Origin of the sequence: Tardiphaga sp. 619_E2_N8_4 (genome assembly GCF_051810905.1) — a bacterium.
Taxonomy (GTDB): Bacteria; Pseudomonadota; Alphaproteobacteria; order Rhizobiales; family Xanthobacteraceae; genus Tardiphaga; species Tardiphaga robiniae.
Window position 1 is genome coordinate 689465 of record NZ_JBPWQJ010000001.1, and the last position, 16673, is coordinate 706137.

16 protein-coding genes are annotated in these 16673 nt (G+C 62.5%); 7 read left to right on the forward strand and 9 right to left on the reverse strand.

Annotated features, from left to right (window positions below):
* Positions 1 to 136: 136 nt before the first annotated feature.
* The 3 genes from AB8A23_RS03260 to AB8A23_RS03270 form a co-directional block, all read right to left on the reverse strand.
* Positions 137 to 2182, reverse strand: coding sequence for a methyl-accepting chemotaxis protein (locus tag AB8A23_RS03260; RefSeq protein WP_439056899.1), 2046 nt, complete (start codon positions 2180 to 2182; stop codon positions 137 to 139).
* A gap of 283 nt (positions 2183 to 2465) precedes the next feature.
* Complete coding sequence (locus AB8A23_RS03265) at positions 2466 to 3170, reverse strand: 3-oxoacid CoA-transferase subunit B (RefSeq protein ID WP_439056898.1); 705 nt, start codon at positions 3168 to 3170, stop codon at positions 2466 to 2468.
* Positions 3167 to 3838 carry a 3-oxoacid CoA-transferase subunit A gene (locus AB8A23_RS03270; RefSeq protein WP_093758046.1) on the reverse strand — a complete coding sequence of 224 codons (672 nt, stop codon included), beginning with the start codon at positions 3836 to 3838 and terminating at the stop codon, positions 3167 to 3169. The genes AB8A23_RS03265 and AB8A23_RS03270 overlap by 4 nt, the downstream gene beginning before the upstream one ends.
* A gap of 381 nt (positions 3839 to 4219) precedes the next feature.
* Between AB8A23_RS03270 and AB8A23_RS03275 the strand changes: the two genes are divergently transcribed.
* The 3 genes from AB8A23_RS03275 (at position 4220) to AB8A23_RS03285 (ending at position 8023) form a co-directional block, all read left to right on the forward strand.
* Positions 4220 to 4705, forward strand: a complete 486-nt coding sequence (locus AB8A23_RS03275) for a (2Fe-2S)-binding protein (RefSeq protein ID WP_068737631.1) — start codon at positions 4220 to 4222, stop codon at positions 4703 to 4705.
* Between the two features lie 88 nt (positions 4706 to 4793).
* Positions 4794 to 7148, forward strand: coding sequence for a xanthine dehydrogenase family protein molybdopterin-binding subunit (locus tag AB8A23_RS03280; protein ID WP_439056897.1), 2355 nt, complete (start codon positions 4794 to 4796; stop codon positions 7146 to 7148).
* Positions 7149 to 7222: 74 nt separating this feature from the next.
* Positions 7223 to 8023, forward strand: a complete 801-nt coding sequence (locus AB8A23_RS03285) for an FAD binding domain-containing protein (RefSeq protein ID WP_439056896.1) — start codon at positions 7223 to 7225, stop codon at positions 8021 to 8023.
* Positions 8024 to 8035: 12 nt separating this feature from the next.
* Here the strand turns inward: AB8A23_RS03285 and AB8A23_RS03290 are convergent, their stop codons facing one another.
* Positions 8036 to 8305, reverse strand: a complete 270-nt coding sequence (locus tag AB8A23_RS03290; RefSeq protein ID WP_120287905.1) for a hypothetical protein — start codon at positions 8303 to 8305, stop codon at positions 8036 to 8038.
* 11 nt (positions 8306 to 8316) lie between these two features.
* On the opposite strand from AB8A23_RS03290, the gene AB8A23_RS03295 reads away from it, so the two are divergent.
* Positions 8317 to 9423, forward strand: coding sequence for a CaiB/BaiF CoA transferase family protein (locus AB8A23_RS03295; RefSeq protein WP_439056895.1), 1107 nt, complete (start codon positions 8317 to 8319; stop codon positions 9421 to 9423).
* Between the two features lie 157 nt (positions 9424 to 9580).
* Here AB8A23_RS03295 and hppD read toward each other — a convergent pair whose 3' ends face one another.
* Positions 9581 to 10705, reverse strand: a complete 1125-nt coding sequence (gene hppD, locus AB8A23_RS03300) for a 4-hydroxyphenylpyruvate dioxygenase (protein ID WP_439056894.1) — start codon at positions 10703 to 10705, stop codon at positions 9581 to 9583.
* A gap of 133 nt (positions 10706 to 10838) precedes the next feature.
* Here hppD and AB8A23_RS03305 point away from each other — a divergent pair, with 133 nt between their 5' ends.
* Positions 10839 to 11315, forward strand: coding sequence for an Lrp/AsnC family transcriptional regulator (locus AB8A23_RS03305; protein WP_439056893.1), 477 nt, complete (start codon positions 10839 to 10841; stop codon positions 11313 to 11315).
* Positions 11316 to 11470: 155 nt separating this feature from the next.
* Entirely contained in the window at positions 11471 to 11782 is a 312-nt protein-coding gene (locus tag AB8A23_RS03310; protein ID WP_439056892.1) for a DUF1272 domain-containing protein, read from the forward strand.
* Between the two features lie 10 nt (positions 11783 to 11792).
* On the opposite strand, the gene hmgA is transcribed toward AB8A23_RS03310, so the two are convergent.
* The 4 genes from hmgA to AB8A23_RS03330 form a co-directional block, all read right to left on the reverse strand.
* Positions 11793 to 13139, reverse strand: a complete 1347-nt coding sequence (gene hmgA, locus AB8A23_RS03315; protein ID WP_184512914.1) for a homogentisate 1,2-dioxygenase — start codon at positions 13137 to 13139, stop codon at positions 11793 to 11795.
* 114 nt (positions 13140 to 13253) lie between these two features.
* A complete protein-coding gene (locus tag AB8A23_RS03320) occupies positions 13254 to 14204 on the reverse strand; it encodes an MBL fold metallo-hydrolase (RefSeq protein ID WP_184512912.1) in 951 nt (316 codons plus the stop codon).
* A gap of 24 nt (positions 14205 to 14228) precedes the next feature.
* On the reverse strand, positions 14229 to 14444 hold the full coding sequence (locus AB8A23_RS03325) for a DUF2783 domain-containing protein (RefSeq protein ID WP_439056891.1): 216 nt from the start codon (positions 14442 to 14444) through the stop codon (positions 14229 to 14231).
* Positions 14441 to 16054 (reverse strand): FAD-dependent oxidoreductase, encoded by a 1614-nt coding sequence (locus tag AB8A23_RS03330; RefSeq protein WP_184512908.1) that lies wholly within the window; start codon positions 16052 to 16054, stop codon positions 14441 to 14443. The genes AB8A23_RS03325 and AB8A23_RS03330 overlap by 4 nt, the downstream gene beginning before the upstream one ends.
* A 144-nt stretch (positions 16055 to 16198) precedes the next feature.
* On the opposite strand from AB8A23_RS03330, the gene AB8A23_RS03335 reads away from it, so the two are divergent.
* Positions 16199 to 16672, forward strand: coding sequence for a MarR family winged helix-turn-helix transcriptional regulator (locus AB8A23_RS03335; RefSeq protein ID WP_089266730.1), 474 nt, complete (start codon positions 16199 to 16201; stop codon positions 16670 to 16672).
* Position 16673 lies beyond the last annotated feature (1 nt).

Below are 16673 nucleotides of genomic sequence, written 5' to 3' on the forward strand. Positions count from 1 at the left end.
CACGCAGCATCGCTACTATTGAAACGCTGTCATGGCCGGGCTTGTCCCGGCCATCCACGTCTTCTCACGCCCCGCAAAGACGTGGATGCCCGGGACAAGCCCGGGCATGACGGAGTTATAGGTGCGGGCATCGCGTTTACGCCGCGCGGATATTCCCCATGAACCGGTCCAGCTCGGCACGCAGGCGCGCGCTTTCGCTCGACAGGGTCTGTGCCGAATTCAGCACCTGAGCCGATGCAGCGCCGGTTTCGGTCGCACCGCGATTCACATCGACGATATCGCCGGCGACCTGCTGGGTGCCGTGGGCAACGCGCTGAACGTTCTGCGCGATTTCGCGCGTGGCAGCGCCCTGTTGCTCGACGGCGCTGGCGATCTCCGAGGCAATGCCGGAAATCTCGCCTATGGTGTTGCCGATCTGCTTGATCGCCGACACCGACTCCTGCGTCGCACTCTGCATACCCGCGATCTGAGTCGAGATTTCCTCGGTCGCCTTGGCGGTCTGGCTGGCCAGCGACTTCACTTCGGACGCCACAACCGCGAAGCCGCGGCCGGCATCTCCGGCACGCGCAGCCTCGATGGTCGCATTGAGCGCCAGAAGGTTGGTCTGTTCGGCAATCGCCGTGATGAGATCGACGACGTCGCCGATGCGCTGCGCTGCGCGCGACAACTCGCCGATGCGGGCATCGGTCTGCTGCGCTTGCACGACCGCACTGTCGGCGATCTTGCTGGAGGTCTGCACCTGGCGGCCGATTTCATTGACCGACAGCGAGAGCTCCTCGGTCGCGGTCGCCACTGACTGCATGTTCGAGGAGGCCTGATCCGATGCGCCGGCGACGCGGCTCGACAATCCCTCGGTGGTCTCGGCGGTGCGCGTCAGCGTGCCCGCTGCGGTTTCCAGCTGCCCGGCCGATGCCGACACGTTCGAGACGATCGCGCCCACGGCGGCCTCGAAATCGTCAGCAAAGCGGATGAGTTCGGCACGGCGCGCCGCACCGGCCTCGCGGCTTTGCTCTTCCTGAGTCGCGGCATCCCGCTCGGCCTTTGCGATGGCCTGTACCTTGAACTCTTCCACGGCGGACGCCATGTCGCCGAGTTCGTCGCGGCGGCCAAGACCCGGCAGCACCACTTCGAAGTCGCCGGCTGCGAGCTTGCGCATCGCTGCGCACATCGCAATCATCGGACCGGCAATGCTACGGCCCAGCAGCAGCGCAAGGATGGCACCGACGATGAAGCCGCCAACGCCCAGCACCATCACCTGGCGCTCGGTGTCGTGGATCGTGGTGTCGGATTCGGTTTCAAGACGCTGCTGATCGGACAGCAGATCCCCCTTCATCGCCGTCGACAGCTTGGTGATCGCTCCCGCCGTCTCCGACATTTCCTGAACGAGACCGTCGACCTTCTTGGTGTTCTCGACGAACTTGACGAAAGCATCGGCGTAGAGCTTCGTCTCCGCGGTGATCTCCTTCACCTTGTTGTTGATCTTGTCGTCATTGGCATAGATCGTCGCGAACGAGTTCTGCAGGAACTTGATGCGGGCCGTCGCGGCATTCGAGGTCTTGTCCTCGGCCTTGCCGATATAGGTGTTCACGAGCGAGGTCGCGGTGATGAACTGGGTGGTGATTTCCTTGACCTGATCCTGCACGGAGGCAAGGCCGGCCATGGTCGCGGTGTCGCCGAGATCATCGATCTTGTTGCGCAGCATCAGGCTGGTGCGCGACAACTGGGTCGAGGCGATGGCGTCGTTCTGTCCCTTGACGGTGAGGATGTCGGCGAACACCTTGGTGAACGTAATGAATTCGCGGGACAGTTTGGTGATCTTGTCGAGCCGCGCGGAGTCCTTGGTCACCTTCATCGACTGGTCGATGGCGTCCTTCAGACTGGTTTCCGCAGCCTTCGCTGCCTTGGCATCCGCTTCATTGCTGGTGAGGACGTAATAGCGCGTCAGCGCCTGATAGGAGGTCAGTTCGCGGTCGATATTGCGGGCCAGGCCGGACTCCGCAACGCTGGTGCGATACGACACCACGCCGGCCGAGATGCGTTCGAAGCCGACATAAGCGAGCACCATGCTGAGCGCGGATATGGCGAGCACGGCCGCAAAGCCCAGCGTCACCTTGGCGCGGAACCTGAGGGCAGGAAACTTAAAAGAAGCCGGCTTCTTCCGGACAAGCGTCGTCGTTGCCACGTGGGGCCCCCGTTCATCACTCCCAACATCCCGGTCATCGCGCGCAAGCGCGCGCAAAGCCGATGCCCAAACCTACGGCACATTGGCTAAGGACGAGTAAACGGATACCGGAACTTCTGGAGGTTGCGCGGCAGGCGAACAGGACTGTCATTCCGGGGCGGGCCGACGCCGTAGGCGGCGGGACCGAACCCGGAATCTCGACATGTTGTGCAAAGCAGCTCAAGATTCCGGGCCCATGCCGGCCCCGCTACGCGGTCCGTCCTGTCCCGGAATGACGAGCCAACTACGCCGCCATTGCGGGCGGGGTGAGCGACTGCCAGTTGTTGGCGAGCTGCAGCTTGGGCTCGGTGAGCGCCTGCAACTGCTCCAGCGTCATGCCCTCGACCATCTCGCGCACGAACAGGCCCTGCTCCGTGACGTCAATGACCGCCAGATTGGTGTAGATGCGCTTGACGCAGCCCGGTGCCGTGAGCGGCAGCCGGCACTTCTTGAGGATACGCGGCTTACCGGCCTTGTCCGTATGATCCATGATCACGCGGATTTCCTTGGCGCCGACCGCCAGATCCATCGCGCCGCCGACACCGGGCGGAAAAGACGGATCTTCCGTGGTCCAGTTGGCGAGATCGCCGGCTTCGGAGACTTCAAAGGCGCCGAGCAGGCTGACATCGAGATGCTTGCCGCGGATCATCAGGAACGCGTCGGCGTGATGCATGAACACCCCGCCCTTGATCAGCGTCGTGTAGTTCTTGCCGGCATCGATCAGGTTCTCGTCTTCCGCGCCGGGCTCCGGCTTCGGCCCGAGGCCGAGAATGCCGTTCTCGCTGTGGAAGATCACCTCGCGGCCATCGGGCACGTAGCTCGCCGCCCGCGTCGGCATGCCGATGCCGAGATTGACATAGGCACCTTCCTGCAGGTCCTGCGCGGCGCGCCAGGCCATCTGGTCGCGATTGAGCGGCTTGTATGTTGCGGTCTTATCAGACGACGTCATGCCTTTGCTCCCACTACCACCACACGATCGATGAAAATGCTCGGCGTCACCACCGCTTCCGGATCGAGACTGCCGAGTTCAACCATTTCATTGACCTGCACGACGCTGAGATCGGCAGCCATGGCCATGATCGGATTGAAGTTACGCGCCGACTGGTCATAGACGAGGTTGCCCCAGCGATCCGCCTTCTTGGCGCGCAGCAGTGCAATGTCGCCCTTCAGCGGCTTCTCGAACACATACAGCACGCCGTCGATCTCGCGGGTCTCTTTGCCCTCGGCAAGTTTCGTATGCGCCGTGACCGGCGAGAAGAAGCCGCCAAGCCCGGCGGCATGGGCATGCATGCGCTCGCTGATGATGCCCTGCGGGACGAGTTCGAGTTCCAGCGTCTTGGCACGATAGGCATTCAGGAAGGCGCTGTAGTCGCCGGAGCGCGGATAGGAGCAGATCACCTTGGCTACGCGACCGGAATTGATCAGCCGGGCCAAACCAGTGTCGCCATTGCCGGCATTGTTGTGGACGATGGTGAGATTGGTCGCACCCTGCTCGTGCAGCGCCTCCAGCAGATCATCGGCAATGCCGACAGTACCGAACCCGGCCACCAGGACGACTGCCCCGTCCTTCACCCCAGCCACGGCCTCGGCCGCGCTGGCTACGCGCTTGTCGATCACTCCCGAAAACTCCTCGTCGCAGAATTGTTATTGTCCGCAATCGCTTGCGGCATTTATTGCGCCGCGACTAGAGCATTGCGGCCTGCGGATATGAAGGCACAAATTTGCAGGAGGGATACGCGCGTTGCTTACTTCCCCTCTCCCCTTGCGGGAGAGGGTGCCTGAGCGAAGCGAAGGTGGGAGAGGGGTAACAGCAACGCACAGTGCTCGTGGCCCCCTCTCCCGTCTCGACCGTTTGCGCGGTCGATCCACCCTCTCCCGCGGCGCGCGGCTTCGCCGCGCTGGGGGAGAGGGCAGAAAGTCACCCCACCAAATTCCCAGTTGCAAACTTTCCGGACCGCGCTTCTAATTGGAATAATTAAAAAATACCGGGAGGTCTGCGTGTCCACAGTGAAACTGACTGTCAATGGCAAATCTGTCTCTGCCACGGTCGAAGACAGAACGCTTCTCGTCCACCTGCTCCGCGAAAATCTCAACCTGACCGGGACCCATGTGGGCTGCGATACCAGCCAGTGCGGCGCCTGCATCGTTCATATCGACGGCAAGGCCGTGAAATCCTGCACCACGCTTGTCGGTCAGATCGACGGCGCCAATGTCACCACCATTGAAGGCATTGCCAAGGGCGACCAGCTGCATCCGATGCAGGCGGCGTTCCGCGACAATCACGGCCTGCAATGCGGCTACTGCACGCCTGGCATGATCATGTCGGCGATCGACATCGTGAATCGCCACGCGGGCGATCTCGATGAAGAGACGGTGCGCCACGAGCTCGAAGGCAATATCTGCCGCTGCACCGGCTACCACAACATCGTCAAATCGGTGCTCGACGCCGCCGGACGCATGAAGGTTGCGCAAGCGGCTGAATGAGCCGCGGCGCATTGATCTGAGCTGAGCCAACCGCGCCTTTCGATGGAAAGCGCGGACAATCAAAAACTCCGGCAGGGAGACCCATGAGATGGGCGTTGAAGGCATCGGCGCACGCGTTGCGCGCAAGGAAGACAAGCGATTCATCACCGGCCGCGGCCGCTATGTCGACGACGTCAAGATCGTCGGCCTCACCCACGCGCATTTCATCCGCAGCCCGCATGCCCATGCCAAGGTCAAAGGCATCGACGCTTCCGCCGCCAAGGATATGCCGGGCGTGGTGGACGTGCTCACCGCACAGCAATTGGTGGACGACAAGATCGGCAACCTGATCTGCGGCTGGGCGGTGTCCTCCAAGGACGGCACGCCGATGAAAATGGGCGCATGGCCGGCGATGGCGCCGGACACCGCGCGCTTCGTCGGTCAGGCAGTCGCCGTGGTGATCGCCGAGACCAAGAACCAGGCGAAGGATGCGGCCGAGGCCGTGGTCGTGACTTATGAAGAACTCCCTGCCGTCAGCAGCATGACCGCAGCGCTCGCCTCAGGCGCACCGCAACTGCATCCGGAAGCGCCGGGCAATGTGGTCTATGACTGGGCGATCGGCGACGAGAAGCTGACCAATGACGCCTTCAGCAAGGCCGCCAATATCGTCTCGCTGGACCTGACCAACAATCGTCTGGTGCCGAACGCGATGGAGCCGCGCGCAGCCGTCGCGGAATATGACGACGCCGAAGAGCACTTCACGCTCCATACGACATCGCAGAATCCGCATGTGGCGCGGCTCGTCCTGTCGGCGTTCTACAATGTTGCGCAGGAACACAAGCTGCGCGTCATCGCTCCCGATGTCGGCGGCGGATTCGGGTCGAAGATTTTTATCTATCCCGAGGAAATGGTCGCGCTGTGGGCCTCCAAGAAAGTGCGTCGCCCGGTGAAATGGACCGGCGACCGCACGGAAGCCTTCCTCACCGATGCCCATGGCCGCGATCACATCTCACATGCCGAGATGGCGTTCGATGCCAACAACAAGATCCTGGGCCTGCGGGTGAAGACCCACGCCAATTTCGGCGCCTATATGTCGCTGTTCTCGTCCTCGGTGCCGACCTATCTCTATGCGACACTGCTGTCGGGCCAGTACAATATCCCGACCATCTATGCCGAGGTGATGGGCGTCTATACCAACACCACGCCGGTCGACGCCTATCGCGGCGCCGGACGCCCGGAAGCGAGCTATCTGGTGGAGCGGCTGATGGAGACATCGGCGCGGCAGCTGAAGGTCGATCCCGCCGAACTGCGCCGCATCAACTTCGTCACCCAGTTCCCGCATCAGACGCCGGTGATCATGGCCTATGACATCGGCGACTTCGGCGCCTCGCTCGACGCGGCGCTGAAGGCCATCGACTATGCCGGCTTCCCGGCGCGGAAGGCCAAGGCGAAAGCCGCCGGCAAGCTGCGCGGCCTCGGCTTCTCCTGCTACATCGAGGCCTGCGGTATCGCGCCGTCCAAGGCAGTCGGCTCGCTCGGCGCCGGCGTCGGCCTGTGGGAATCCGCGGAAGTTCGCGTCAATCCGGTCGGCACCATCGAGGTGCTGACGGGATCGCACAGCCACGGCCAGGGTCACGAGACGACCTTCGCGCAGCTGGTCGCTGACAGGCTCGGCATCTCCGTCAATCAGGTCCAGATCGTGCATGGCGACACTGATAAAGTGCAGTTCGGCATGGGCACCTATGGCTCGCGTTCGGCGGCGGTCGGCATGTCCGCGATCTTCAAGGCGATGGAGAAGGTGGAAGCCAAGGCGAAGAAGATCGCCGCGCATCTGCTCGAAGCCTCTGAAGGCGACATCGTCATCGAGAATGGCGAGTTCAAGGTGGCCGGCACCGACAAGGCGATCGCGCTGCCGATGGTCGCGCTCGCGGCCTATACCGCACACAACCTGCCTGATGGCATGGAGCCCGGACTGAAGGAAGGCGCGTTCTACGATCCCACCAACTTCACCTTCCCCGCCGGCGCCTATATCTGCGAGGTCGAGATCGATCCCGGCACCGGCAAGACCGACATCGTCGACTTCGTTGCGGTGGATGACTTCGGCCGGCTGATCAATCCGATGATCGTCGAGGGACAGGTCCATGGCGGCCTCGCCCAGGGCATCGGGCAGGCGATGCTCGAAAGCGCTATCTATGACGACAACGGCCAGCCGGTGACGGCGTCGTTCATGGATTACGCCATGCCGCGCGCCGACGACGTGCCGTCGTTCCGGGTCTCACACACCACGACACTGTGCCCGGGCAATCCGCTTGGCGTGAAAGGCTGCGGCGAGGCCGGCGCGATCGGTTCGTCACCCGCGGTGATCAACGCCATTACGGACGCGCTCGGCCACAACAAGATCGAGATGCCGGCGACGCCCGGCCGTGTCTGGGAAGCGCTGCAATTGCAGCAGGCAGCGGAATAAGCGGAGTGTTTTCAAGCGAAGTGGAAGCCGGTTCGCGTCAAGAAAACACGACCAAAAGATAAGGAAGCAATACGATGTACGAGACCACTTATCACCGCCCCGCCAGCGTCGACGAAGCAGCAGCGCTGTTCGCCAAACATCCCGAGGCGAAATATCTCGCCGGTGGCCACACACTGATCCCCGTGATGAAGCAGCGTCTTGCGGCACCCTCGGATGTCATCGACCTCGCGAAGATCAAGGACTTGATCGGCATCGAGGCAACATCCGACGCGCTGATCATCAAGGCGGCGACGACCTATTACGACATCACGCAGAGCCCCGCGGCCAAGAAGGCAATTCCCGCCATCGTGCATCTGACGTCGGTGCTCGGCGATCCCGCCGTGCGCTATCGCGGCACCATCGGCGGCTCCATTGCCAACAACGACCCCGCCGCAGACTATCCGGCGGCCGTGCTGGCGCTGAATGCCACGATCAAGACCAACAAGCGCGAGATCAAAGGCGACGATTTCTTCCAGGGCCTGTTCTCGACCGCGCTGGAAGAGGACGAGATCATCACATCCGTGTCGTTTCCCATTCCGGCCAAGGCCGGCTACGCCAAGATGCGCCACCCGGCGTCGCGTTTCGCACTCACCGCGGTGTTCGTCGCCCAGACAAAGTCCGGCGAAGTCCGTGTCGCAGCCACCGGCGCATCGCAGAGCGGCGTTATGCGCATGCCGGCGATCGAGGCTGCACTGAAAGCCAACTGGTCGGCGGGAGCGCTGGATGGCGTGAAGATCTCAGCCGATGGGTTGATGGGTGACATCCACGGCTCGGCGGAATATCGCGCCAATCTCATCAAGGTGATGGCACAGCGCGCGGTGGAAGCGGCGGGGTAAAACTCGAACCTCTCAATTGTCATCCCCGCGAAGGCGGGGATCCATAGCCTCCATCCCGTCGTGGCGGAATGGCGGCAGAGGCCTTTGCAAAACACGAACTCGGTGGTTATGGGTCCCCGCCTTCGCGGGGACGACATCGAGTTTTGGCTTCAGCATTTTTGTGCAGTGCCGCAGCATGGCCGCATGCAGGATTGCGGCCAAAAGCTTCTTGCCCTTGTCACCTCCAGCATAGACAGTTTCCGGCAAATCGGCCCGTCGCCATCGACGGCCAATATCAAGCATGGGAAACGCAAGTGCAGGACACCACCATCGCGTCGTCGCGATCACAGACCAAAGCCACCGGCCCGCTCAAAGGCACACGCATCGTCGAATTTGCCGGCATCGGCCCCGGCCCCTTCGCCTGCATGCTGCTCGCCGATATGGGTGCGGAAGTGATCACGCTGGTGCGCCCGAAGCAGATGCCGAAAGGCGCTGCATCACGCGGCCGCAAGGTGATCGAGGTCGATCTCAAGGACAAGGCTGCCATCGCACAAGTGCTGTCGCTGCTGGATAGCGCCGATGCGCTGGTGGAAGGCTATCGGCCCGGCGTGATGGAGCGACTTGGCCTTGGACCGGATGTGGTCCTCGGCCGCAACAAGAGACTGGTCTATGGCCGCATGACCGGTTGGGGCCAGCACGGCCCGCTGGCGCAGGCCGCCGGCCATGACATCAATTACATCTCCATCACCGGGGCCCTCGCTGCGATCGGCGGCGCCGACAAGCCCGTGCCACCATTGAATCTGGTGGGCGATTTCGGCGGCGGCTCGATGTATCTCGTCATGGGCATGCTCGCCGCCATGCTGGAAGCCAGCCGCTCCGGCCAGGGCCAGGTGGTGGACGCGGCCATGTGCGACGGCGCGGCATCCTTGATCACCATGTTCTTCGACATGACCGCGGCCGGTCGCTGGAAGGAAAGTCGCGAGAGCAACATGCTGGACGGCGGCGCGCATTTCTACGGCGTCTACGAATGCAGCTGCGGCAACTTCATCTCGATCGGCTCGATCGAGCCGCAATTCTATGCCGAGCTGCGCGAACTCGCCGGGCTTTCGGAGGCTTGCTACGACAATCACATGGACTCGAAGAATTGGGCCGCGGTGAAGGACAAGCTCACCGCGGTGTTCAAGACCAAGAGCCGCGACGAGTGGTCAAAAATCATGGAAGGCACCGATGTGTGTTTCGCGCCGGTACTGACCATGTCGGAAGCCACCAAGCATCCGCATATGGTGGCGCGCGAAGTCTTCATCCAGCACGAGGGCGCGACACAGCCGGCACCCGCACCGCGGTTCTCGCGCACGCCATCGGCAGCACGGCCGGCGGTGAAAGTGGAGCTCGGTGATGCGGTGAAGGAGTGGGCGCAGTAAGGTCCATATGCACCTGATTTCGCATTGACCTCTCCACGTCATGGCCGGGCTTGTCCCGGCCATCCACGATTGCCGCAAGACGTGGATGCCCGGCACAAGGCCGGGCACGACGGTTAAGGAGTGGCGTTCAACTATAGAGGCTGTCGGAACAAAAACACTACGCCGCCGTCTTATCGCCGACGTGCAGCACACCGCGCCTGATCTGATCTTCTTCGATCGACTCGAACAGCGCCTTGAAATTCCCCTCGCCGAATCCGTCATCGCCCTTGCGCTGGATGAATTCGAAGAAAATGGGTCCGATCGCATTGGCCGAGAAGATCTGCAGCAGCACCTTGGTCTCGCCGCCTTCGACCACACCCTCACCGTCGATCAGGATGCCGTTCTTCTGCAGGCGCGGCACGTCCTCGCCATGCTTGGGCAGCCGCGCATCGATCTTCTCGAAATAGGTCACAGGCGGCGCCGGCATGAAGGGCAGGCCATCGGCGCGCAGCTTCTCGATGGTCGTGTAGATATCCGTCACGCCGCAGGCGATGTGCTGGATGCCCTCGCCGTGATACGTATTAAGATATTCCTCGATCTGGCCGGCATCGCCGGCATCCTCGTTGATCGGAATCCGGATCTTGCCATCCGGACTGGTCAGCGCACGCGAGAACAGGCCCGAAGCACGGCCCTCGATGTCGAAGAAACGGATCTGGCGGAAATTAAACAGCTTCTCGTAGAAGCCGGTCCAGACGTCCATGCGGCCGCGATGGACGTTGTGAGTGAGGTGATCGAGATAGAACAGGCCGGCGCCTTCGGGCCGCGGGTTCTTCGCGCCCAGCCATTCGAATTCATGGTCATAGGCCGAGCCCTTGGCGCCATAGCGATCGACGAAATACAGCAGGCTGCCGCCGATGCCCTTTATAGCGGGCACGTCGAGCGTCTTCTGCGCTGCGATCGCATCCGCCGGCTCGGCACCGAGCAAAATCGCGCGGTCATAGGCCGCCTGCGCATCGACGACGCGGAACGCCATCGACGGCGCGCACGGGCCGTGCGCGGCGACGAAATTGAAGCCGTGAGTTCCGGGCTCTTCATTGACGAGATAGTTGATGTCGCCCTGACGATAGACCGTGATCTTCCTGGTCTTGTGCTTCGCGACCGGCACATAGCCCATCAGCCTGAACAGGGCGTGGAGTTCTTCAGGCCTCGGATGCGCGTATTCGACGAATTCAAAGCCGTCGGTGCCCATCGGATTATGTGCCGAGATGGTGGCGGCCGGCGCGTCGTGCGGAAACGGACCCATGGTGATCTCCCGAAGCTGATTTGCATTATCGCTTGCCTGGAGTGTCGGTCGTTTGCGACGCAAGGTGCATGCAAATTCGGATGGAATATGCGACATTCATGCACGATTCACGCATGAAAGAGGCTTTTGACGCATGATCCCGGTAGACGCCTTCGATCTCAAGATGCTGGCTGCCTTGCAGGATGACGGCCGGCTGACCAACCAGCAGCTCGCCGATGCCGTCGGCCTATCGGCCTCGCAATGCTCACGGCGGCGGATGCGGCTCGAAGAGGAGAAAGTGATCTCCGGCTATCACGCCGATCTGTCATCGGACGCGCTCGGCTTCAACGTGATCGCCTTCATCCAGGTGCAACTGGCCACCCACTCGCCGGACAATGCCAAGAAGTTCCGCACGCTGGTGCAGCGGGTCGACGAGGTGCAGGAGGCCTACTCGCTGACCGGTGACGCCGACTACGTGCTCAAGGCCGTGCTGCGCGATCTCAAGGGACTGTCCGACCTCGTCAACAATGTACTGATGCCGCATCAGAGCGTGGCGCATGTGCGCTCGTTGATCGTGCTCGATCGGTTGAAGGAAACATCAAAACTGCCGCTGAAATCAGCCCTCGCCTGAGCGCAAAGTGTATCGCCTGGGCGCGGCGGCTCAACATCCCGCGCACGGACGCAGCGTCGTAGCACCCGCCTTCCGGCGTCAGGCCTCCTGACAGTTCACGAACCATCGCGGTTCTGCCAAGATCGTGAAAATGGCGAGATCGGGAGGAGATGTTCATGGCACTGGCGCTGCGGCCGAACTGCGAATATTGCGACAAGGACCTGCCGCCCGCGGCACGCGATGCCATGATCTGCACCTTTGAATGCACGTTCTGCGCGGACTGCGTGGAGAGCAAACTCTCCAATGTCTGCCCGAATTGCGGCGGCGGTTTTACGCCGCGACCGATCCGCCCCGCCACCGAATGGCGGCCCGGCCTGTCGGTCGCCAAGCGCCCGCCATCGGACAAACGCGTGCATCTATCAAAGAGTAGCGAGGACATCGCGGCGCACTCGGCGCGCATCAAGGACGTCCCGCCCTGGGAGCGATGACCTCGCGCACCTAGCGCTTGTTCGGATCGAAGCGCTTCTCCAGGCCCTTCCAGCAATCGGCGTAGTCGCTCTGCAACGTTGCCGTCGTGGCCGCGTGTTCCGTAACGCGCTGCGGGTAGCGGGTCTCGAACATGAAGGCCATGGTGCCGGTGAGCTTCACGGGCTTCAACTCGCCATTGCTGGCGTGATCAAAAGCCTCGCGGTCCGGCCCGTGCGGCAGCATCATGTTGTGCAGGCTGATGCCGCCCGGCGTGAAGCCCTGCGGCTTGGCGTCATAGACGCCGTAAATGAGGCCCATGAATTCCGACATGATGTTCATGTGATACCACGGCGGCCGGAACGTGTTTTCCGCCACCGCCCAGCGCTCCGGAAAGATCACGAAGTCGATATTCGCGGTGCCTGCGGTTTCCGATGGCGAGGTCAGCACCGTGAAGATCGACGGATCCGGATGATCGAAGCCGATGGCGCCCACCGGCGAGAAAGTCCGCAAGTCGTATTTATACGGCGCGTAGTTGCCGTGCCAGGCGACGACATCGATGGGCGAATGCGGCAGCACCGTCTTGAATAGCGTGCCGCCCCATTTCACATAGAGTTCGGTCGGCGTGTCCTTGTCCTCATAGGCGGCCACCGGCGTGAGGAAGTCGCGCGCATTGGCAAGACAATTGGCGCCGATGGGCCCGCGCTCCGGCAGCGTGAAGGCGCCGCCATAATTCTCGCAGAGATAGCCGCGCGCAGCGCCACCCGTGAGTTCGACGCGAAACTTGACGCCGCGTGGGATCACCACGATCTCGCCTGGCTCGGCATCGATGCGGCCGAATTCGGTGACGAACAACAAGTTACCCTGCTGCAGCACGAACATCATCTCGCCGTCGGCATTGTAGAAGTGCTGATCTACCATGGATTTGGTGATCAGATAGACATGCGCTGCCATGCCGGCCTGGGTGCCGGCGTCGCCGGCCGTGGTCATGGTCTGCACGCCCTGCAGGAAGGTCATATCCTCCTTCGGGATCGGCGCCGGATCCCAGCGCAATTGCGCGATCGGCAGATCGTTCTCGTGGCACGGCGCGGTGCGCCACAGCTTGCTATCTGCCTTCTCGAAGCGGCCCGAATGTTTCACCGATGGGCGGATGCGATAGAGCCAGGACCGCTCATTGGTGCCGCGTGGCGCGGTGAAGGGCGAACCGGAGAGCTGTTCGGCATAGAGCCCATAGGCCGCACGCTGCGGCGAGTTGCGGCCGATGGGCAACGCGCCCGGCAGCGCTTCGGTCTCGAATGAATTGCCAAAACCGGACATGTAGCCCGGCGTGACATTGGACGTCGCACGGCTGATCAGATCGGGATTGGTGGTGATGTTCATCTCATCCTCCTTTTCCTACCGTCATTGCGAGGAGCGCTTGCGACGAAGCAATCCAGTCTTCCTTTGTGACCTTCTGGATTGCTTCGCTTCGCTCGCAATGACGAATCTACTACGTTACCCTTGGAGCGCGGCCCACATTTCGCGGTCGCGCTTGTCGGTCCAGATCACGGGGTCGTCGATTCCCGACGCTTCATCGAAGGCACGCGACACGTTGAACGGCAGGCAGTGTTCGTAGATCGCAAAGCTCGAGAACTTCTTGTCCATGACCTCGCGGGTCGACGCCATGGTCTCCTTCAGGCTGCGTCCCTTGGCGACCGACAGCTCCGCCGCACCGTAGAGCGACATCACGAAGTCACGCGTCATCGCGATCGCCTCGCGGGTCGTTTCCAGCCCCTTCAGTGCATCGCCGCGGCCGGGCGCAATCGCTTTCGGGTTGAACGCACGGATCTCGTTCAGCGTCGATGGCCATTCGCGCAGCAGCGCATCGCCGCAATAGCAGGCCGAGTGATATTCGATGAGATCGCCGGAGAACATCACCTCGGCATCCGGCACCCAGGCGACAATATCGCCGGACGTATGGCCGGCGCCGAGTTGCATCAGCCGCACCTCGCGCTTGCCGAGGAAGATCGACATCTCGCCCTCGAAAGTGAGCGTTGGCCAGGTCAGGCCAGGAATGCTCTCGGCATCCTGGAACAGACGCGGGAAACGCCCGAACTCGGAATCCCAGTCCTGCTGGCCGCGTTCTTCCACCAGCCGATAGGTTTCCTGCGACGCGACCACGCCCTGCGCCTTGTAGGCGGACGCACCGAGCACGCGCACCGCGTGATAATGCGACAGCACGACATATTTGATCGGCTTGTCGGTGACCGTCCGCACCCGTTCGATGACCTTGTTGGCCATCGCCGGCGTCGCCTGCGCGTCGAACACGATGCATCCATCATCTCCGACAATGACTGCCGAGTTCGGATCGCCCTCGGCCGTGAAGGCATAGAGATCGGTGCCGATCTCCGAGAAGGTGACCTTCTTCTCGGTCATGTCGGTCGTGGATGCGAAACCCTTGGTCATCTATCTATTCCTTTGATCTTTACGTCAGTCAGTTCGTGTGGCGACAGGCAGCCGCCGCTTCGCCAGCGCTATCGCGTCACCGAGCACAGCGGCATCGCCGATATGATTGGCGAGGATCAGCACCAGCGCCGTATCGAGCGCCGCGCTTTGATCGTCAGACAACCCGCGATGCGCCTCGACAATCGCACGATAGGCGTCGTCGGGGCTGGCGAAATTGGACGCCGTCGACAGTGCCGTCATGACGGCCTCCCGCTGGCACGCGCGACCGCGGCCTTGATCGCCCGCAGCGTCGGATGCCGGAAACGCGCGGCGACATAGCCATCGGGGCGCAGCAGATAGGCGTTTCCGGGATCGGCACCGTAACGCGCCTTGAACAGTCCGGTCTCGTCGCGCAGCGACGCATCATCGCCGACGACCAGACGCGCCACGCCCTCGGGCAGTTCGATCGCCTGACCATCCGACTGCAACACGGTAAAGCCGCGGCCGGCTCCGGCGAAACATTCCGAGAGAAACACATGTGCGCCGTCATCAGTCGTGAGCGGCGCGTCCGGCATATGTGCGCCCGGCTGAAGACCGACCGACCAGTCATCGCTATCGGCCGTCGAGAGCGGCGTCTGATAGACCGATGGCACGGACAACCGGCCGCCATTGATCATGCGCTTGGCGAAATCGGCCTCCCGGGCGAGCGACAGCACGGCCTGCCGCATGCGCTGCTCCTGCTTCGAATGCGGCGCGATGAAATCCGTCGCATGGGTCGAGGCGCGGATATTCTCGTCCGCGGCTGGACCACGCTCGGCGTCATAGCTCGCCAGCAGCGACGCCGGCGCATCCCCGGCCAGCACGAGTGCGAGCTTCCAGGCGATATTCTCGGCATCTTCGAGGCCGGAATTGGCGCCCCGCGCGCCGAAGGGCGACACCTGATGCGCGGCGTCGCCGGCAAAGATCACGCGCTCATGCAGGAAGCGCTGCATGCGGCGGCACTGGAATTTGTAGACCGATATCCACTCGAAATCGAAATCGTCGTGACCGAGCATGCGCGCGATGCGCGGACGCACCTTCTCCGGCTGCCGCTCCGCGACAGGGTCGGCATCGGGCCCAAGCTGCAGATCGATACGCCAGACATCGTCGGGCTGGCGATGCAGCAGTGCGGACTGGCCGGAATGGAACGGCGGATCGAACCAGAACCAGCGCTCGGTCGGGAATTCCGCGGTCATCTTGACGTCGGCGATCAGGAACTGATCCTCGAACACCTCGCCGGAAAAGTCCGCGCCAACCATGCCGCGCAGCCCGGAGCGCGCACCATCGCAGGCGACGACATAGTCGGCGCGCAGCGTGTATGGCCCATCGGGCGTCTCGATGGTGAGTTCGGCGTGATCGTTGTGCTGCGCCAGCGCGATGACCTTGTTGCGCCAGCGCAGATCGATCTCCGGCAATTGATGCACGCGATCGACCAGAAAGGACTCGGCGTAATATTGCTGCAGGTTGATGAAGGCCGGCATCTTGTGGCCGGTCTCGGGCAGCAGATCGAACTGGTAAAGCATGTCCGGTCCGAGAAAGATCTTGCCGACCTTCCACACCACGCCCTTCTCGATCATGCGATGGGCGACGCCCAGGCGATCCCAATATTCGAGCGAGCGTTTGGAGAAACAGATGGCGCGCGAGCCGTCGCCGATGCGATCGGCGTCGTCGAGCAGCACCACGCGCTGTCCGCGCTGCGCCAGATCGATGGCCAGCGACAGGCCGACAGGGCCAGCACCAACGATCACCACGGGATGATGCGCCGCAGCGGCAGCTGACCGCGCCTGATCGGCATGGCGACAATAGGCAAACTGGCGGACATGCTGCGCCATGACTCAACCCCTGCCCTGCAACCGGATGTATTTTTGGATCAACGCTGGTCTGGCCAACGGACCGCACTCCCTCTAAGATAGTCTCATTTGCAACCATCTAAACGCCGGACCCGTGGCGGCGTCAACAGCAGAATTGGTGGCTCCGTGGCGAAATTCGACCTGTTTCAGTTCGTTCCGTTCCGGCTCAACCGGCTGGCCGCGGAGGTCAGCGCCGCACTGTCCGACGAGTATCAGGTACGCTATGGGCTCGATATTCCGGAATGGCGCGTCATCGCCACGCTGGGCTTTCGCGACGATGCCTGCAGCGCGCAGTTCATTTCGCAATGCACACGCACCCACAAATCCACCATCAGCCGGGCGGTGACGGCCCTGCTGGACCGCGAACTCATCGAACGGGTCGAAAACGAAGACGACCGCCGCGCCTTCGAACTGCGTCTCTCCGCGAAAGGCACAGCGCTCTATGAAGAACTGATCCCGCGCCTGCTCAGCAAAGAGCGCGACATCCTGTCATGCCTGACGGCGCAGGAGCGCAAGGACTTCGCCGCTGCACTCGGCAAGATCGAGCGTAGCCTCGACCTCGTGCAGACCCGGCATGGGCAAAAGGCCGGCGCCTATTGAG